At 65.5% G+C, this 15,685-nt stretch carries 16 protein-coding genes, 1 tRNA gene and 1 pseudogene; 6 read left to right on the plus strand and 12 right to left on the minus strand.

Features of this window, described 5'->3' with window-relative positions:
• Nucleotides 1–3: 3 nt before the first annotated feature.
• The 3 genes from ON37_RS21715 to ON37_RS21725 all read right to left on the minus strand — a co-directional run bounded on the left by ON37_RS21715 (nucleotide 4) and on the right by ON37_RS21725 (nucleotide 3,217).
• Nucleotides 4–1,821, minus strand: a complete 1,818-nt coding sequence (locus ON37_RS21715) for a putative bifunctional diguanylate cyclase/phosphodiesterase (RefSeq protein ID WP_051031902.1) — start codon at nucleotides 1,819–1,821, stop codon at nucleotides 4–6.
• Nucleotides 1,822–2,345: 524 nt separating this feature from the next.
• Nucleotides 2,346–2,777, minus strand: a complete 432-nt coding sequence (locus tag ON37_RS21720) for an effector binding domain-containing protein (protein ID WP_040721819.1) — start codon at nucleotides 2,775–2,777, stop codon at nucleotides 2,346–2,348.
• Nucleotides 2,774–3,217 carry a GyrI-like domain-containing protein gene (locus tag ON37_RS21725; RefSeq protein WP_040721820.1) on the minus strand — a complete coding sequence of 148 codons (444 nt, stop codon included), beginning with the start codon at nucleotides 3,215–3,217 and terminating at the stop codon, nucleotides 2,774–2,776. The genes ON37_RS21720 and ON37_RS21725 overlap by 4 nt, the downstream gene beginning before the upstream one ends.
• A gap of 413 nt (nucleotides 3,218–3,630) precedes the next feature.
• Between ON37_RS21725 and ON37_RS21730 the strand changes: the two genes are divergently transcribed.
• Entirely contained in the window at nucleotides 3,631–4,401 is a 771-nt protein-coding gene (locus ON37_RS21730; RefSeq protein ID WP_051031903.1) for a uracil-DNA glycosylase, read from the plus strand.
• 136 nt (nucleotides 4,402–4,537) lie between these two features.
• A tRNA-Ala gene (locus ON37_RS21735) sits at nucleotides 4,538–4,610 on the plus strand.
• 366 nt (nucleotides 4,611–4,976) lie between these two features.
• On the opposite strand, the gene ON37_RS21740 is transcribed toward ON37_RS21735, so the two are convergent.
• The 3 genes from ON37_RS21740 to ON37_RS21750 form a co-directional block, all read right to left on the minus strand.
• Entirely contained in the window at nucleotides 4,977–5,504 is a 528-nt protein-coding gene (locus tag ON37_RS21740; protein ID WP_040721821.1) for a DUF5994 family protein, read from the minus strand.
• Between the two features lie 44 nt (nucleotides 5,505–5,548).
• Entirely contained in the window at nucleotides 5,549–5,911 is a 363-nt protein-coding gene (locus ON37_RS21745) for a DUF5994 family protein (protein ID WP_245553315.1), read from the minus strand.
• 111 nt (nucleotides 5,912–6,022) lie between these two features.
• Nucleotides 6,023–6,526 carry a DUF5994 family protein gene (locus ON37_RS21750; protein ID WP_051031886.1) on the minus strand — a complete coding sequence of 168 codons (504 nt, stop codon included), beginning with the start codon at nucleotides 6,524–6,526 and terminating at the stop codon, nucleotides 6,023–6,025.
• A gap of 280 nt (nucleotides 6,527–6,806) precedes the next feature.
• On the opposite strand from ON37_RS21750, the gene ON37_RS21755 reads away from it, so the two are divergent.
• Nucleotides 6,807–7,535 carry a TetR/AcrR family transcriptional regulator C-terminal domain-containing protein gene (locus tag ON37_RS21755; protein ID WP_040721822.1) on the plus strand — a complete coding sequence of 243 codons (729 nt, stop codon included), beginning with the start codon at nucleotides 6,807–6,809 and terminating at the stop codon, nucleotides 7,533–7,535.
• Between the two features lie 7 nt (nucleotides 7,536–7,542).
• Here ON37_RS21755 and ON37_RS21760 read toward each other — a convergent pair whose 3' ends face one another.
• The gene (locus ON37_RS21760) at nucleotides 7,543–8,091 is read right to left on the minus strand and encodes a sigma-70 family RNA polymerase sigma factor (RefSeq protein ID WP_051031888.1); all 549 of its coding nucleotides are present in this window, start codon (nucleotides 8,089–8,091) and stop codon (nucleotides 7,543–7,545) included.
• A 588-nt stretch (nucleotides 8,092–8,679) separates the two neighbouring features.
• Between ON37_RS21760 and ON37_RS34280 the strand changes: the two genes are divergently transcribed.
• Nucleotides 8,680–9,111: a DUF5994 family protein gene (locus ON37_RS34280; RefSeq protein ID WP_245553318.1), complete on the plus strand. Its 432-nt coding sequence runs from the start codon at nucleotides 8,680–8,682 to the stop codon at nucleotides 9,109–9,111.
• A gap of 985 nt (nucleotides 9,112–10,096) precedes the next feature.
• Here ON37_RS34280 and ON37_RS21765 read toward each other — a convergent pair.
• Nucleotides 10,097–10,531 (minus strand): hypothetical protein, encoded by a 435-nt coding sequence (locus tag ON37_RS21765; protein WP_040721823.1) that lies wholly within the window; start codon nucleotides 10,529–10,531, stop codon nucleotides 10,097–10,099.
• 432 nt (nucleotides 10,532–10,963) lie between these two features.
• Here ON37_RS21765 and ON37_RS21770 point away from each other — a divergent pair, with 432 nt between their 5' ends.
• Entirely contained in the window at nucleotides 10,964–11,329 is a 366-nt protein-coding gene (locus ON37_RS21770; RefSeq protein WP_051031889.1) for a DUF5994 family protein, read from the plus strand.
• 251 nt (nucleotides 11,330–11,580) lie between these two features.
• Here ON37_RS21770 and ON37_RS31120 read toward each other — a convergent pair whose 3' ends face one another.
• From ON37_RS31120 to ON37_RS33700, 3 genes are all read right to left on the minus strand, one after another.
• Nucleotides 11,581–12,009, minus strand: a complete 429-nt coding sequence (locus ON37_RS31120) for a tyrosine-type recombinase/integrase (protein WP_168441348.1) — start codon at nucleotides 12,007–12,009, stop codon at nucleotides 11,581–11,583.
• Complete coding sequence (locus ON37_RS31125; protein ID WP_051031891.1) at nucleotides 11,993–12,424, minus strand: site-specific integrase; 432 nt, start codon at nucleotides 12,422–12,424, stop codon at nucleotides 11,993–11,995. The genes ON37_RS31120 and ON37_RS31125 overlap by 17 nt, the downstream gene beginning before the upstream one ends.
• A 291-nt stretch (nucleotides 12,425–12,715) precedes the next feature.
• Nucleotides 12,716–13,132: a hypothetical protein gene (locus tag ON37_RS33700; protein WP_083893188.1), complete on the minus strand. Its 417-nt coding sequence runs from the start codon at nucleotides 13,130–13,132 to the stop codon at nucleotides 12,716–12,718.
• A gap of 614 nt (nucleotides 13,133–13,746) precedes the next feature.
• Here ON37_RS33700 and ON37_RS31130 point away from each other — a divergent pair.
• Nucleotides 13,747–14,184, plus strand: a pseudogene (locus tag ON37_RS31130) (DUF5994 family protein); the annotation flags it as partial.
• Nucleotides 14,185–15,040: 856 nt separating this feature from the next.
• Here ON37_RS31130 and ON37_RS21795 read toward each other — a convergent pair.
• Entirely contained in the window at nucleotides 15,041–15,451 is a 411-nt protein-coding gene (locus tag ON37_RS21795; RefSeq protein WP_040721825.1) for a VOC family protein, read from the minus strand.
• Nucleotides 15,452–15,685 lie beyond the last annotated feature (234 nt).

The raw sequence follows: 15,685 nt of genomic DNA on the forward strand, positions 1-15,685 counted from the left end.
GATTCAGATTCGATGTGCTCCACGGGAAACCCGCGGCAGTTCCAGATCCAGGGGAATGCGTCCCTCGGCCAGATGCGGTTCGGCCTCGTCGGCCGGCATCGGCCGGGCGATCAGGAATCCCTGCGCCCGATAGCAGCCCAGCCCGACCAGGGTGCGCGCCGCCACCGCCGTCTCGACCCCCTCGCCGACCACTCCGAGCCCGAACGAACCCGCAAGTCCCACAATGGATTTGACGATCGCCAGGTCGTCGGTACTGGCGCCGAGCCGCTGGACGAAACCGCGGTCGATCTTCACCGCGTCCACCGGCAGCGCCTTGAGGTGCGACAGCGAACTGTAGCCGGTGCCGAAGTCGTCGATCGCGATCTGCACACCCATTCGTTTGAGTCCCCGCAGCGTGACCTGGGTGCGGGTCAGATCCGACACCACCACGTGTTCGGTAATCTCCAAGCACACCGAACTGCCGTCGATGCCGTGCCGCCGCAGCACATCCTCGACGCACTCCACGAAATCCAGGCTCACCAGCTGCACCGGCGACACGTTGATCCGAATCACCACATTCGACGCCAGCCCGGCCCGCCGCCATTTGGCGAATTGCGCACAGGCGGTGCGTAATACCCATCGGCCCAGTTCACCGGCCAGGTTCGTCGCCTCGGCCACCCCGACGAAAGCGCCCGGCGGCAGCAGGCCACGGGTGGGATGCTGCCAGCGCACCAGAGCTTCCAGCGCCACGATCCGCCCCGTGCGCAGATCGACCTCGGGCTGATAGTGCAACAGCAGCGATCCGTCGGACACGGCGCCGCGCAGGTTCAATTCGACATCGTCCTGCAATTCGAATTGCGCGCGCATCGCATCGGTGAACACGGCGACGCCGTTCCCGCCCCCGGACTTCGCCGACAACAGCGCGTGATCGGCGCGCCGCAACACATCCGCGACCGTGGTCTCGCCCGGCATCCCCAGCGCCACACCGACGCTCGCGCCGCGGCTGACCGTCTCACCGCCCACCGACACCCGCCGCGTGATCAGCTGCTGGATGCGGGTGGCCTCCAGTTCCGCGGCGACCGGATCCACCGGCTTGGCCGGCACGATCACGAATTCGTCGCCGCCCAGCCGCGCGATCATGTCGTTGGGATCCAGATGTTCCTTCAGCCGCGCGGACAGGGTGCGGATGAAATTGTCACCCGCGGTGTGCCCCAGAAAGTCGTTGAGCGCCTTGAGCCGGTCGAGGTCGAGGAAGAACGCGGCGACCGGTCCCGGGCTGCCCGGACGCAGCCGTTCCTCCATATGCTCGAGCAGCGCGCGGCGATTGGCCAAACCGGTCAGGTCGTCGTGCAGCGCGATATATCGCAGCCGTTCCTCGGCGACCACCCGTGCCTGCAATTGGGCCAGCAATGCCGCAATGGCCTTGAGGACATTGATTTCGCGGTTACTCCACTCGCGATCGCCCATCTTCATGAAGCCGAGCAATCCGGTGGGTTCGCCACGCGAGATCAGTGGGACGGTGGCGGTGGTGACATCCCCGAAGCCCGAGGACCGCCGGATCGTCTCCTGATAATCGGAGAATTCCGGGGTGGGCCGCGCGATCATCGGTTCGGTCGCATGTTCGACGGCCCGGAACACCGAATCGGCCTGGTCGAAATACACCACGCGCAGCGGGTCCGGATCGGGCACGTCCGGACGCGGCGGCCATTCCGCGACCAGCACCGTGGCCCGCCGTTCCCGGTCGGTATGGCGGACGAAACTGAAATCGACGTCGAAGTAGTCGACCAGTTTGGCCAGCACTCGTTCGGTCGCCGCCACCATCGTCGTGGCGTCGACACCCATCAACTCCGCGGCGACCTGGGTCACCAACGAGTCGAGCGTTCGCCGAGGCACCTTGTCTCCGATCGCGCTATCCACGGCATGTCAAGGGAAGGACGTCCACGCCCCGAGCGTCGATGAATTCGCCCTGAACCGACGCTAGTGTATCGACGTATTGCGGTGAAATCGCGGCGAGTTCGCGGAGAGGTCCGCGGCGCAATTCGCCCCGGCTCGCGACGACGTCGGTACCACCGGGTCGCACATGCTCGTCAGCAGCCATATCGACGCAGCGCCTCCGGTCCGGCTTCCAGCCCAGTCATACGGTTCCTACTCTGTTGCTGCGCGGCGCGGCGCGACCTTTCGGTGTCGGATTCGGCCACCCAGGGCAGTATCCGTCATCGCACCGGAATTGACCAGACGTCCGGCAAATCTTCCGAAACCAGAGCGCGGAGTCGGGTATCAGGCCAGGTCATGCCGCCGGTGTTGTACGACACAGACAACAAAAAGACCGTCCGGTCCAGAACCGGCTATCAGTCAGCAATCGGACATTAGACCAGGATCGAGATGAACAGTTCCAGCCGATCCGGACCCCGCCAGACCTCGATCTCCTCCCGATACGCGCGGGTGATCTCGGCCGACGCGGTGGCATCGTCCACCTGCGCCCACACATCCTCGACCGGATCGTGATAATCACCGTTCGGCTCGAAACGGGCATAGACACCTTTCGGCACCCGAATCATCACATCACCCACCGGAACCTCATCCGGCGTCCGATATTCGTAGCTGACCAGCACGTTGTAATTTCCGGACGGATCGGGCACGTATACGGTGTGGAGCGCCCCACCGACCTCGCGATCACGCAGCCGGTCGCGCAGAAATTCGATCAGCTCACTGTTGCTGACCTTGAAACTCGGCCGCACTCGCGGCACCACCAAACCGCCGTAGACGGCCGCATCGCGGACCACTATCGAATGGCTCATCGGGGATCTACCGCCAGGTACAGATCGATCTTGTACGCATGCGGATAGCACTCGAAATCGCCGGTGAAGGTGCGTTTGATCTGGTTGTGTTCCTCGGCGTAGGCGATCTGGGTCCACAGATCGGTCATGATCTGCGGGAAATTACCGACCGAGGAGAAACGCGCATAGGTACCGGCCGGGAGCCGGGAAACGATATGACCGCGCGTCACCTGCTCGAACGAACGGCATTCGTAGCCGACGATCTGCGTATTGAAGGTGCCCAGATCGGGGGCGTAATCGGTATAGGAGCTGGCCAGCGGGCCACCCAGTTCCTGATGCAGCACCGCGGCCCAAGCCGCCTCGAGATCACGGTCGCGCAGTTCTCCGAGCGCACGTTTCGGGCTGCGCACCGGTAGTCCGGCGACCCACGTCTCGTCCCGCTCGACGATTTCGAACTGCATGCAAGAACTCTCTCGATGTGATCGCGCCTGCGCCGCGCAACCGGTGCTGCGGCGGACCGTCCGGCTGGAAACGCCATGTTATCAACATCGAAAACGCGCAACCCGTACGTCGGCCGCGCCGAACAGCTGATCATCCGACCGATTCACCGCGGCGACCGTCCGGCTTTCCAAAGCCACCACCGCCGATCACCGCCTCCCGGTGCCGATCGTTACCCGCACCCGGAGCCGAGCAGGGTCCCGCACCCCGGGCATGCCGGGCAAACGAAATCAATCGGCTCTCAGCGCGATCCCCATCGCAAATACGGAGCTACCGATCCCGCCGGCGTGGCAGCACCCGCGTCGAGCGGGCACACTCGCAGAGGTACCGATCGAACGGAGGGCCGAGGGTGTCCAGGACCACCCGCAGCGAACGGATGCGCACCACCGGGCAGCCGGCGACGACCGCCGACTATCCGAATCTGGCCGCCATGGACGCCGCCCTGGTCGACTGCCGCGCCTGCCCGCGCCTGGTCGCCTGGCGGGAACAGGTCGCGCGCGAGAAGCGCGCCGCCTTCCGCGACGAAACCTATTGGGGCCGTCCGGTGACCGGATTCGGTCCCGACGACGCCCGCATGCTGCTGGTCGGGCTGGCCCCCGCCGCCCACGGCGGAAACCGCACCGGCCGCATGTTCACCGGCGACCGCAGCGGCGACGTCCTGTTCGCCGCGCTGTACACGATCGGCGCCGCCACCCAGCCCACCGCAACCCGCCGGGACGACGGACTCCGCCTCATCGGCACCCGAGTCACCTCACCCGTACACTGCGCCCCGCCCGACAACAAACCCACCACCGACGAGCGCGACCGCTGCCGGCACTGGCTGATCAACGAACTCGAACTCCTGGCGCCCACCGTGCGGTCCGTCGTGGTCCTCGGCGCCTGGGGCTGGCAGGCCCTGATGCCGGCCCTCACCGCCGCCGGCTGGCAGGTCCCCCGCCCCCGCCCGACCTTCGGCCACGGCGTGCACTACTCGATCGACCCCGCCCGCCCCGGCCGCCACCGCCTCGACCTGTTCGGCTGCTACCACGTCAGCCAGCAGAACACCTTCACCGGCCGCCTCACCCCCGCCATGCTCGAAACGGTCCTCGCCGAAGCCGCCACCACCGCCGGCCTCACCCTCACCCCACCCACCCAGGAACCCACCTGAGCCGGTTCTCCTCCCGCCACCCCACCCCTGACCTTCTCCCACCTCCTGCCCGCCGTTCCCCCGCCCGACCAGCCGATTCGGAATCTTCCACAGTCACCTGCTAAAGTTCTCCTCCGTTGGCTCGGAAACGAGCCACGGGGCTATGGCGCAGTTGGTAGCGCGTCTCGTTCGCATCGAGAAGGTCAGGGGTTCGATTCCCCTTAGCTCCACTTCATAGCGAATCCGCAGGTCACTGACCTGCGGATTCGCTGTTATGTGGCATCGCGCGAACTCGTTGGGCTAGTTGATCGCCGAAGATGAGTGCGACGAAGCTGGTGATCACTGCGGAGGCTTCGCTGGGGTCGATGTGCCTGTGCGCGAGTTGCAGCGGCAGGCCATCAATGAGGGACAGTCGGTTTGGGTCGGTTCCGTTGGGGTATGGGCTTGGCAGGTCACCGCATCTTCCCGGGAATATGCAGCGATCGAGAACGCGTCGGTTCAAACGAGTAGCCGACGCGTTCGACCGGCCCAGTGTGTGTGCCGGTTGACGAGCCCGCGACGAGTCGGCGCGGCGGGCATGCGCCCGCTGCGATTTTTCATCGGTCGTGCGGATTCGGATCGCCGGTTCGCCATCGCCGCACTGCGTCCGCTTGTGCGGTGCGGTTGCGCCGTTCTCGCGGGGTGATCATCAGCAGTTCGTCCACGGTTGAGGCGTCGCCGGTGGTGGCGGCGGCGTTCATCGCGGCGAGGGCCCGATCGTCGTCGGTGTAGGGCGGGACGACCAGGATGACCAGTCGACGGTCGCGGGTGCCCAGCATTTCGATCGTGTTGACGGTCCCGTTGCGGTGGCCTTCGAGGCGGATGGCCAGCCCTTCGACGACCAGATCGCTGGGCGCGTTCGCCCACTCACCGAGGCGGTAGGTGATCCGGCGGACGGGTCCGAGCCGGCCCGACACGCTCGCCAGCAGCGCGGGCAACTCGACAACGAGGTCGTCGCTGCGCGGCCACCACGCTCCGTCGACGTAGCCGGTCTTCGCCGACTCCGGTTTCAGCCGCAGCCGGGGTACCAATTCCCCGACCGAGCCCGAGTTCTCCCTGTTCGGGTGAACATTGTCCGGTGTCATGGTCGACGCTCCTATCTCGAGCGGGTATCGGTCGGTTGCGGGTGTCACGGTCCGGGTGGTGGGCCGAGATGGCCGGCCGCGGCGAGCCGCATGCGTTCCCAGGCGACCTCGGGCGCGGTGGCGGCGGGGATGACGAGCAGTGCGAGTGCGGTGTTGTGCGCTCCGTAGAGATGCATGACCTCGGGCGGTTGGTCGTCGCTGCGGCCCTGTATGCGAATGTGGTCGTCGGTGTCGATGCGTCGTTGGGCGAGACTTGTTGCGTTCCATTCGAATCCGACGCGCATCGTGGTCCCGAGGCGTGGGGTGACGGCGCTGATCAGGTCGTGCAGTTCCGACGTGAGATTCGGGGTCCACGGCCACCAGGCGCCGTCGACGTTTCCCGGGACGGCTCCGCGTTCGCGGAGCATCAGACGGGGTGTGCGTGTGGGTGTGCGGAAGGGCTGTCGCTCGTCCGAGGCTGACGTGTCCGTCTCGAAGTGGTTGACGATGGGACGTCGTGTATGGAGGCGGGGCATGATCTATCCCTCCCGTGTAGTGCCGGCGGCCACCAATTGGGAGTGGGCGGCGCGGGCGTCGGTGGATGGAAGGATTACGCGGAGTACCGTGACGGCGGTGTCGGCGCCGACGACATACATCGTGTTGCGCAAGTGGAACGGATAGGGCTCGAGGCTGATCGAACGACTTCCGACCGTCATCTGCCGGGGTGGGGGTGACCAGCCGTCCGGGTCGTAGACGATCCGATCGACCGGACCCAGCCGAATCGTCAAGACAGCCAGGAGATCCGGGAGTTCGGTAGCGAGGTCGGTGGACTCGGGCCACCACGCACCGTCGATGTAGTCCGAGTGGCGATTTTTCGGCTTCAGGCTCAGTCGCGGTGGGTGGTGGGTCACCGCGGCTTCGGGCGGGCCGGTCGAGAGGGGAGCCGGGGCGGCGGAGGCGCGTTCGGGTAGGGGATCGAGGTGGCGGCGAATTGCTTCCGGAAAAGCCTTGGTCTTGGTTGCGATTGTGTGAGCGATGGTCATGATGGACCGGTCCTTACTCGTCGAGGCGGAATGTGGTGGCAATGATCGGCATGTCGACCGTTGCCTGTGTCCGAATCCGTGGCTGCCGACTCGCCGAGAGAAGAGGGACGCGGGTGCCGACGCTCGAATGGGAGTGACAACTCCAGTAGACGCCCATGTCGAGACAATGTCAACGCTGTAGGTATACAGTTTATGTCTACGGTGGTCGGCCTCGAGGGAATGAGCCTGCGTCATGAACGAAACGTCATCGGACGTCCAGGATCCGACAGGTGGTGCCCGCATGCGTCGTGCTGCGAACGGTCGTGGCGCCGGTCAGGTCACGCGCGTGGGAGTACTCGCGGCGGCGCTGGCGATCATCGACAGTGACGGCGTCGAGGGATTGTCGATGCGCCGCTTGGCCGAGGCGGTGGGCCGGGACCCGATGGTTATCTACCGGCATGTACCGAACAAGGCGGCGGTGCTCGACGGTGTCGCCGAGATCGTCTTCGCGCAACTGCGAGTGGACAGCGCCGATCCGGACTGGGCCGGCGGGCTGCGGAAGGTCGCTCGCGATTTCCGCGCCCTGGCGCTGGCGCATCCCCGGGTGGTGCCGTTGCTGGTGACGCGGCCGCTGGCGACACCGCTCGGGCAACGTTCCCCAGCGGTGGTCCGGCCGCTCGAGGACGTACTGACATTGCTGACCCGTGCCGGTTTCTCCGGAGCCGATGCGCTGCACATCTATCGTGCATTGTTCGGCTTCCTCTACGGTCATGTGCTCAATGAGCTCCAAGAATTGGTGGAACGCCCGGAAGAGACCGACGAAGTGCTGCGCCTCGGTCTGCATCGGTTGCCGGTCACAGAATTTCCGTTGTTACGCCGACTCGCCCCGGTGCTGGCCGATTACGACGGCCGCGCCGAATTGGAACGTGGACTCGACATCCTGCTCGCCGGCCTCACGGCCACACTGTCACCTCCCCGCGCGGATACCGCCACACGCGATGCCACTGCCTGCGGGGCAGAGGAAGGATGACCGCCTTTCACGGAAGGTCGTACGAGCTTGACGACAGGCGGCGGCTGAGGGTTTTCAGTCCGGCTCGGATCCGCGCTTTGGCGGTCGGTAGCGGGATGTCGAGATCGATGGCGACCTGAGCGTAGGTGCGGTCACCGTAGAAGGCCAGTTCGATTGCTTCGCGCTGGCGGCTGCGAAGTTTGCACACTTCCCCGGCGACGGCGCGTTCGTCGAGGCGCTGGCCGACCTCGTCGTAGACCACGTCATGGTCGGGCGGGAACTGTCTACGGCCGAAAGCGCGTTCGCGGTCGGCCAGCGCTTGCTCCGAGCGCACCTGGTCGACAGCGCGACGATGAGCGAACATCATCAGCCATGCCATGGGAGTTCCGCGGTCGGCGTCGTAGTCCCCGGCCGCGATCCAGATGTGAAGATATATTTCCTGGCTGACTTCCTCGGCCAGAACCGGACTGTGCAGGATGAAGGTCAGCCTGGCGAGCAACCGAGGTCTGGTCGATCGATAGAACGCGGCGAAGGAATCGGTGTTGCCGTTCGCAGTCTCTCGCAGCAAGGTGGTCAAACTTGCAGCGTTGGTCGTCGAAGTACCGTTACGGGGACGTAGCTCGTCCTTCATCGCACACCGTTCGTCTCGCAAAAAGGTGATGCCCGGCAGCGAGGGTGCGTGCCACCTGGCCGAACCGTCGAGCCAATGCTCGCGCTGCACAGCGCTGAAATTCGCCTCGACGCGTGTTGAGTCCATATCCGGGGCGGCAGAAGCGGCCGGACTGCGTCGTCGGATCGGCGACACCTACAGCATCGCTCCAGGATGCCGGGTGTTAGCAGCGTGAGGGGCGTTGTTACCGGACCGACACCGGTTCGCCGCTGATTTCGCTGTCTGGCTACCGAGAATTATGCGAGCGGCCGCGGGAACCGGATCGCCCGCACGATCCGGTGAATTGTGCCGATCGGGAGGCCAGCACTCGCCGACAGGCACTCGCTGCCACGCCCGGGGCGGAAACAGGGAGACGGGTCTGCGGGACCGGACTCGCGCCGAGCGCTGCGTGTAGAGTCGAAGCATTCGGCGGCATCACGTGCGCTGACCAGCAGAGGTAGCGACGTCCCCGAATGCGATATCCGGTCTTCGCGGAGGCCGCGGCAGGAGCGTCCCATGACGCCACCATCACTGAACGCGTCTGTGTCCGTCCGTGATCGAACGCTCACCGACCCCCCTCGATTACGTCCGCGCCCGGATTCTGACGCGAGCGGCTATATCGATGCGACTTGGTGGCCACGATCGAGCAATCTGACAGCCGAGCTACCCGATCTGATTGCCGCACTTCGGCCGCGAGCAGAACAGATATGGCGCATCGTCTACGATCCGCGCGCCTGGTCGACCACCGACCGGCATCCCATCGTCGCCGGACGCGCTGTGCGCCTGGACCGGTACCCGTTCGAGTTGTTCGGCATCATGTATCTGTGCGCGACCAACGGCACCGTGATCGTGTTGCAAGCCATCCCGGAGAGCACCGATCCTGCCCTCGCGACATCGGTACTCGCGGCGGCCGGGCGAGCCGCTCGGACCGACGCTGCCCGGCAGTGACGGCCACGAACCCTGATCGGGATTCGCTCGCTTGTAGCCACATTCCGCTTCCCAATGGCGCGGAACGGGAGCGGTGTCGACGGGGCGCGCCGAGACGTCACAGCAATGTGTGTAGCAGGAGGCCTGTTCGGGTAATGCGCGTTGACCGATGTGCGGGTGGGGTTCGCGGCCGATCGGCGGATCGAGATATGTCAGGAAGTAGCGGTGCGGGTTACGGCCGGGAGTTCGCGTCTGCACGGCGGGCGGTTCGCCGCTCGTGGGATCGAGCTGAGGTCGCGAACGAGCGGTTGGCCGAAGCCGTCGCTCGATTGGGTGCCGCCCAGGCGAGGGCGCGTGCGGCTCGCGCTTACCTCGAGGGTCTGCCCAGCCCTCGGCTCAGGCTGCATCGCGAACACGGCAAATTCGTTAGTCGGACCAATCGGCGAGCGCCTCACTTGTCGCCGAGTCCGCGCCCGGTTGTTACGGATTCGGTGGCCGCAGAGCCCGTTCTATCCCGCCGAGGTCAGAACGCGGGTGGGAACGGAGGCGGGGCCGGTAGCTCGATCGCAAGGGACCTACGGAAGAGTTGGAGGCGGCCGATCGATCCGGGAAAACCGGCGATGGTGCGGCCGGGGTTGTGTGGCTGTGAATGTTGCCGGTTGTGGGTTGGTTCGCGCGGGTGATGCGCTAGGTTGTGGAGCACCACAACATCACACGCTGTCGGGCGGCGGTTGCCGTCGAGGTTTTGGTGTGTGCCACGGATTCCGCGGGCCGGTTTGCCCAAGCCGGCTTGTTGTGCCTTCGGCTTCCTCACTGAGCCGGGGAATCGAGGGACCGGAAGGCTCGGTGCCGGCGAGGGAGCCCTGCCACGGTCATCTCGCGCCGGCACCGTGTCCAGCCGGGAAATCGCCGGCCACCCTACCACTTGCACCCCGAGGGTGCCGACGGCGTCACACCGGCCGAGGCGCACGCTGGGGCCGATCTCCCTCCTACGCAACGGTGTGGTCTACATGTATGGCCACAGGTCAGCGTCACGGTGGGTGCGGCGTCGCAGGCGGGGATCATCGGCGGCATACACCCATCGGATCGGTACTCGAATGGTTTCCAGGCACGGCAAGCGAGCCGGATGCCCGCGGCGGTCGAGCACCAAGCCGACAACGTGATAGCCCTGGCCGGGTAGCAGGCCGAGGGCGGTGGCCTGATCGTCGGTGAGTTCGACGTCGGTATGGGCCCGTTCTATCAGTCGTAGCCCTTCGACGATGACCGGTGCGGTGTCGTAGTCGATGCCGGTGACGGTGAAGCGGAACCTGGCACCGGTCAGAAGCCCGGCCACCCACATCGATGTACCCGGTACCTCACGGTCGGGATAACGCGCGGCCGGCAGCCGCTGGGGGACCAGGACCACGTAGGTGTGCCCGATTTTCACCTCACGGGCTCGCATATCTACAGATTCGCTCCCGCACGGTATCCGGGTTACATATGGCGCGAACTCGTCGTACCGACCCGAGAAATCAGGAACGCGGTCGGCTGGTGGGTGTCCGCCGAGCACGATGCACCCGCGCACGCCGGGCGGCGATCAGGGTCTTCTGGCCGCGCGGACCCATTCACCGATGATGATCAACGCAAGCGTGGAATCCGACAGACGGTGCCGCATGTGGCATCCCTCGATTCCATTCGCGCAGGTCGCCCGGCAGATGTCAGCGAGTAGGCTGGACCATATTCGGAGGCACCTCGCATGCCGACCAGTCGAGGTCGCGTCGTCTCCGACTCGAATTCCGGCCCTGGCGGGCTGTGACAGGAGCGTCTCATGGCGCAACGATCGACAACTTTGCATCCTGCACCGCCTCGCCGCCCACCGCTTTGTACACCACGATTGCGATTGCGTCCGCGCCGCGATGGCACCGGCCACATCGACGGTGTCTGGTGGCCCCGCACACAAGACCTCGCCGCCGAACTCCCAGGACTGCTCACCGCCCTGCGGCCGCGCCTCGGACTGGTGCGACAGGTCGTCTACGACCCCACCGGATGGTCACCCTCTGCCCGGCACCTGCAGCTCGGCAGTCATCGAACCCACTTGGACCCTTATCCTTTCGAGCTTTTCAACACGATGCACGTACACAGCGCGCACGGCATCGTCGTCATACTGCAGGTTATCCCCTCCACCACCGACGGTACCGCGGCCAACGCGGCGCTGGCAGCGGTACCGGGTGCAGGGAAGCGGGTCGATCACGATCGCTGACAGCGCACCACATCCGCTCACCGTGTTGGCCGACGAGGCGTATGCCCATCGCCGTCGCGCCTTGTTTGAACCTGTCGAACGCCTACTGGCCTGATCCGAATCGCCAGCCCCTCGACAGTCATAGTGTTTGGGTTGTGGAGCGTTAGGCCCGCTTAGATCGCAGGTCAGAGCGGGTTTCCTCCGCCCGAATATCTACCTCGTTGGTCTGATCCTCCAACAAAATCCCAAACTAATTCGCTGCGCGTGGTGCGTCAGAACTGTCCGCTGACGGCTCGATCCAGCGCCTCCGCAGCTGCTCTGCGGGCTCGGCCTCGGGCCGTGTAGTGGCGTTGGGTCATGGCCGGGTCGACGTGCATCAGAACGTCGGCGGTGACGCGGGCTGGCAAACCCGCGTCGTCGAGGATCGTGGCGACCGCGCCGCGGAAACTGTGGGCGGTGACGTCCTCCGGGATGCCCAGAGCGTCGCGGACTCGCTGCCACTCGTGACCGACATTCCGCGGATCACGCAGCGCCCACACCGTCGATGGGAAGACCAGATCCAAGACCTTCGCGTTCGGGTCCGGCGGTGACGCGAGCCGGCGTGCGGCCAGCGCGACCTTGCGGCGGCGCAACATCTCCACCGCGAACTCCGGCAGCGCAATCACTCCGCGACGGTTCTTCGGGTCATCGTCCTTCTCCACCCGCACCAACCCTTGGCCCTTCACGCGGACGACCTTGCCGCTGACGCGCAGTGTGCAGTGTGCAGTCGTCGAGGTCGATGTCCGACCAGAGCAGGCCCAGGGTTTGGCTGCGGCGAAGGCCGGTTGCCGCGAGCAGGGTGACCCAGTCGGCCAAGTCGGTGCTCTCGCAGTAGTCCGCGACCGTCGGCGCGGTGTAGGACTTCACCGGAGTCCCGCGATCGCGTGCCGCGCGAGACAGCTTGCGCGGGCACGGCAGCCGCGAGGTCCGCACCGCCGCGAGCATGAACCGCAGGTCCTCGATGGTGATGCCGCGAGCGCCGCCGGTCCGGCCTTTGACTTCGATGTTCTTGGTCCACTGCGACTCTCGGACAGGATTGACGCTGAGCGCGTGCTTGCGGACGGCGTAGCGGAACATCCCGACAGCACATTGCGTCCGGTCCGCATCGACGACGCTCTTCGAGATCCCCCATCCATCAACTATGACGCTCTGCGGCACAACAGTTTTCGGCAATCCGACAACGTTTCGGCATCGACAACCACACGACTGCCACCTCATCTTCGAAGGCTCCGAAACCGACTTCGTGCTCCAGGATCACGACCGTAGGTTCTCCAGTCCGCGCAGTGCCTGTTCGACTCCGGTCTACCTGCCCTGCGAAGGTGCGGGTAGACCGGGGTTTTGAAACGACGCACTCGGACGCACCGGCGATCAGTTCGCTGTCGACCTGCGCCCGAACAGTCTTCCCCGACCGTGCCGGTGGGGCGGGGTCCGGTTTCCGGTGTCGTGTTCGGCGACCTCGGAAGGTTCGGATGTGGCGCTGGTGGTGCCGGTGTGACTGTAGTAGACCGGGGTCTCCCGTCGGGTGGACTCCAGTTCGTGGCGGGCGGCGCGTCCACGGCGGGCAGTGCGGCGGGTGCCGGCGAGTAGCAGGCCCAATCCGGCGACCGCGATGGCGCCGAGAACCATGCCGTAAAGGAACAGCACCCCGGTCGATCCGCTGACGTGATAGCCGAACACCGCAAAGTTGTCGGTCAGGAGATGACTGTTGCCGCTATTGGCGAATACTCCTACGACGCCGATGATTACGGCAGCAACCAGGATGACGAGTCCGATGATGACGATCACGGCAACTCCTCGGTTCGGTTGGTTTCCCCGCTGGTTGGGTGCGGTTGCTCGAGCCGGTCTCGCCAGCTGGGGTGAGTGCGGATATGCCGCGAGCCGCCGGCGTTTTCATGCAGGTCGCGGTCGGCCGCCGAATCGTGGTGACGGAGGCCGGGACGGGCTCGCCGGGCATAGGGGTGGACACCGGATCGGCGGCGATCGACCAGGGCCATCGCGACCGCTCCGATCGCTATACCGGCGAACAAGGTAACGATGATCATGTGCGTATGCCGCGCTGGTTCCGGACATCGCGGCGAATCTCGTCGAGTTCATGCCCGCGCGGGGCTCCGATCGGATGGACAGGGGGCTCGGAGTCGGTAGGTGCCATCGTTCACAACCTCGGTTCTCATCCGGCCGAGGGTGGCCGGATAGCTCCAGCGTAGGCCGCTCCTGCAACGTATGTCTACGACGTAGACTAACGACGTGGAAACACGGTGAACCCGAGCGCGATGAAAGAAGCGACACTGATGCTGTAATCCCCCGCTACTCAGCCCCGGCGGCGTCCGCTGCGCCTGCGATTCACCTCCGAAGCCGACGTATCGCGCACCGTCGAAGGGGCGTAGCGGCCGCACGGGGACGATCTCCTCGCCGAACTGCCGGACCTGCCGGCGACATTCGAGCTCGGCTGCGGGGCCATCTACCGGATCGTCTACAACCTCGGCGAATGGTCCACCGCGCCAAGGGCATTCAACACAGCCGAGCATCGCGTGCGGCTCGACGGCTACCGGCACCGGCCGCACCACACAGTCGGCTTGCCGGCAAGCGGTGAAAGGACGATCGCGCTGCTGATCGTCCCACCCCGCACGGACCGCGAACTCGCCCGCGCCGCCATGAGCGCGGCCGCGGACCCGAAAGGCACCGCGACGCTCGCCGACCTCCAGCACCGACTCAGCTGGATGACGCTGCTGATATCAGTTACCGCCCAGCGACGGCACCTCGGCAATGACTCTTTGGTCCGGTTTCAGTCCGGTTTCCGTTCAGCCGGTAGCTGCCCGGAAGCTGCACACCAGGACTGATCTTTGCTCCCCCGCTTCGGTCGGCGCCGCCGTCCGGCTCGGGCGCCCGGCTTCATTCGCGAATTCCGATGTCGGTCGGGCGGGGTGGTTCCGATCATGGTCGGCACAATTGACATCGCCTGCGGCGGTGCCGGATTGGCATTTCGTGCTCGCATCGGGGAAGTCCGCAGTCGGGTGTCCGGACGCCCAGGACACCGATGGGGGTGCGGAACGGCCCCAGCTGAGCGCAGCGTGGAAGAAACGTGGTCCATCGCCCCTGTCCGCCCACTCAGTGATCGGCGCGAGCACCGAGCGAGGACTCGCCACCCCCAGGGTGTCGACATACACGACCAACTGCAGCCCAGATCGGCGATAGGAATCACCTGCCGGCAAGAGTCGTTTCCTGTGAAATATGAAGCGTCACCGACCGGTAGCTGACGATGGCCGGTGGAGTTCGCTGTGTGAGGAGGGGATTGACAAAAATGATCTGATCGACCGGTCAACGCCTCCCGATGAGAAGGACCCCGGCGCGGCGGCCGGCGCCGAAAAACAACGGATAAGCTGACCTGCGCCGATGACCCGGCTCTCGGCGGCAGCCTTTACGCTGGCGGGATCGGTTGAGCGGTCGAAACCGGAGGGCGCGGGGCACGGATCGGAAACGGTCAGAAGACGCCATCGTTGAGGGCGTTGCCCCCCGGCCGGCCCAGAACCAGGCGGCGTTGCGCCGCTGGGACGACGAAGCCGGACACAGTGCACCGGCGGACGATCCCCATCCCAACGGCGGGTGCAGAGAATCTCACCCGGCGACCAGCGCGCACGGCCGAACGGACAACGTGCGCGACGCCGCGCCGGTACAGATGATCGAGTCTCTGTCGGGCTACCGGAATCGGCGGTCGATGACCTCGCGAGGAAGTTGTTCGGGAGTCGGGTAGGTGATCAGCACGCGAATGCCGTCGGGATCGACGCCGTCGACGAAGGAGATTCCGTGCAGAGTATTGGTGTAAATGCGGGGATCGTGGCCGCGCAGACGTTGTTCGATCTGTCGCAGTTCTTGCTCGCTGCCCGCGGACCAGATGACCTGCTCGACGCCCACGGCATTGATATCGCGTGTGTAGATCGCCTCGCGCGTACGCAGGTAGAGCTGGAAGCCGTCCGGCGTCAACAGAAGCGCCGCGTCCGGCTCGTGAATCGCGACGTTGCACCGGAACACGTCGCAATAGAAGTCCACGGAACGCTCGAGGTCGGACACTCGCATCAAGCAGGAGGCGATCCGTGTCGACGTTCCCACATCCGTTCCCCTCTTTCGAGAAGCGCTGCCCAGACCTTCACGCTACGCCGCGTCCGGTTCAGCCGGTGCCCAATAGATTTCGTGTCGTTGACAACACGCGGCTTTGCGGGCGAAGTTTGCGCTCAGCGGGGTTGTTTACAGCCGAATTCGGATGTCCGCCGAACCGGGGCATTGGACCCGGGCGTGGACTGTGAACGCGCGTCGGCTTATCGTCGTGTTGAATACCGTTTCGGT

The sequence above is a fragment of the Nocardia veterana NBRC 100344 genome, from assembly GCF_000308855.1.
Taxonomy (GTDB): domain Bacteria; phylum Actinomycetota; class Actinomycetes; order Mycobacteriales; family Mycobacteriaceae; genus Nocardia; species Nocardia veterana.

Coding starts and splice junctions, on each gene's coding strand:
- ON37_RS21715 (WP_051031902.1), bottom strand. CDS start 1,821: ATGGGTGTCGACGCCACGACGATGGTGGCGGCGACCGAACGAGTGCTG.
- ON37_RS21720 (WP_040721819.1), bottom strand. CDS start 2,777: ATGAGCCATTCGATAGTGGTCCGCGATGCGGCCGTCTACGGCGGTTTG.
- ON37_RS21725 (WP_040721820.1), bottom strand. CDS start 3,217: ATGCAGTTCGAAATCGTCGAGCGGGACGAGACGTGGGTCGCCGGACTA.
- ON37_RS21730 (WP_051031903.1), top strand. CDS start 3,631: ATGCGCACCACCGGGCAGCCGGCGACGACCGCCGACTATCCGAATCTG.
- ON37_RS21740 (WP_040721821.1), bottom strand. CDS start 5,504: ATGACACCGGACAATGTTCACCCGAACAGGGAGAACTCGGGCTCGGTC.
- ON37_RS21745 (WP_245553315.1), bottom strand. CDS start 5,911: ATGCTCCGCGAACGCGGAGCCGTCCCGGGAAACGTCGACGGCGCCTGG.
- ON37_RS21750 (WP_051031886.1), bottom strand. CDS start 6,526: ATGACCATCGCTCACACAATCGCAACCAAGACCAAGGCTTTTCCGGAA.
- ON37_RS21755 (WP_040721822.1), top strand. CDS start 6,807: ATGCGTCGTGCTGCGAACGGTCGTGGCGCCGGTCAGGTCACGCGCGTG.
- ON37_RS34280 (WP_245553318.1), top strand. CDS start 8,680: ATGACGCCACCATCACTGAACGCGTCTGTGTCCGTCCGTGATCGAACG.
- ON37_RS21765 (WP_040721823.1), bottom strand. CDS start 10,531: ATGCGAGCCCGTGAGGTGAAAATCGGGCACACCTACGTGGTCCTGGTC.
- ON37_RS31125 (WP_051031891.1), bottom strand. CDS start 12,424: ATGTTCCGCTACGCCGTCCGCAAGCACGCGCTCAGCGTCAATCCTGTC.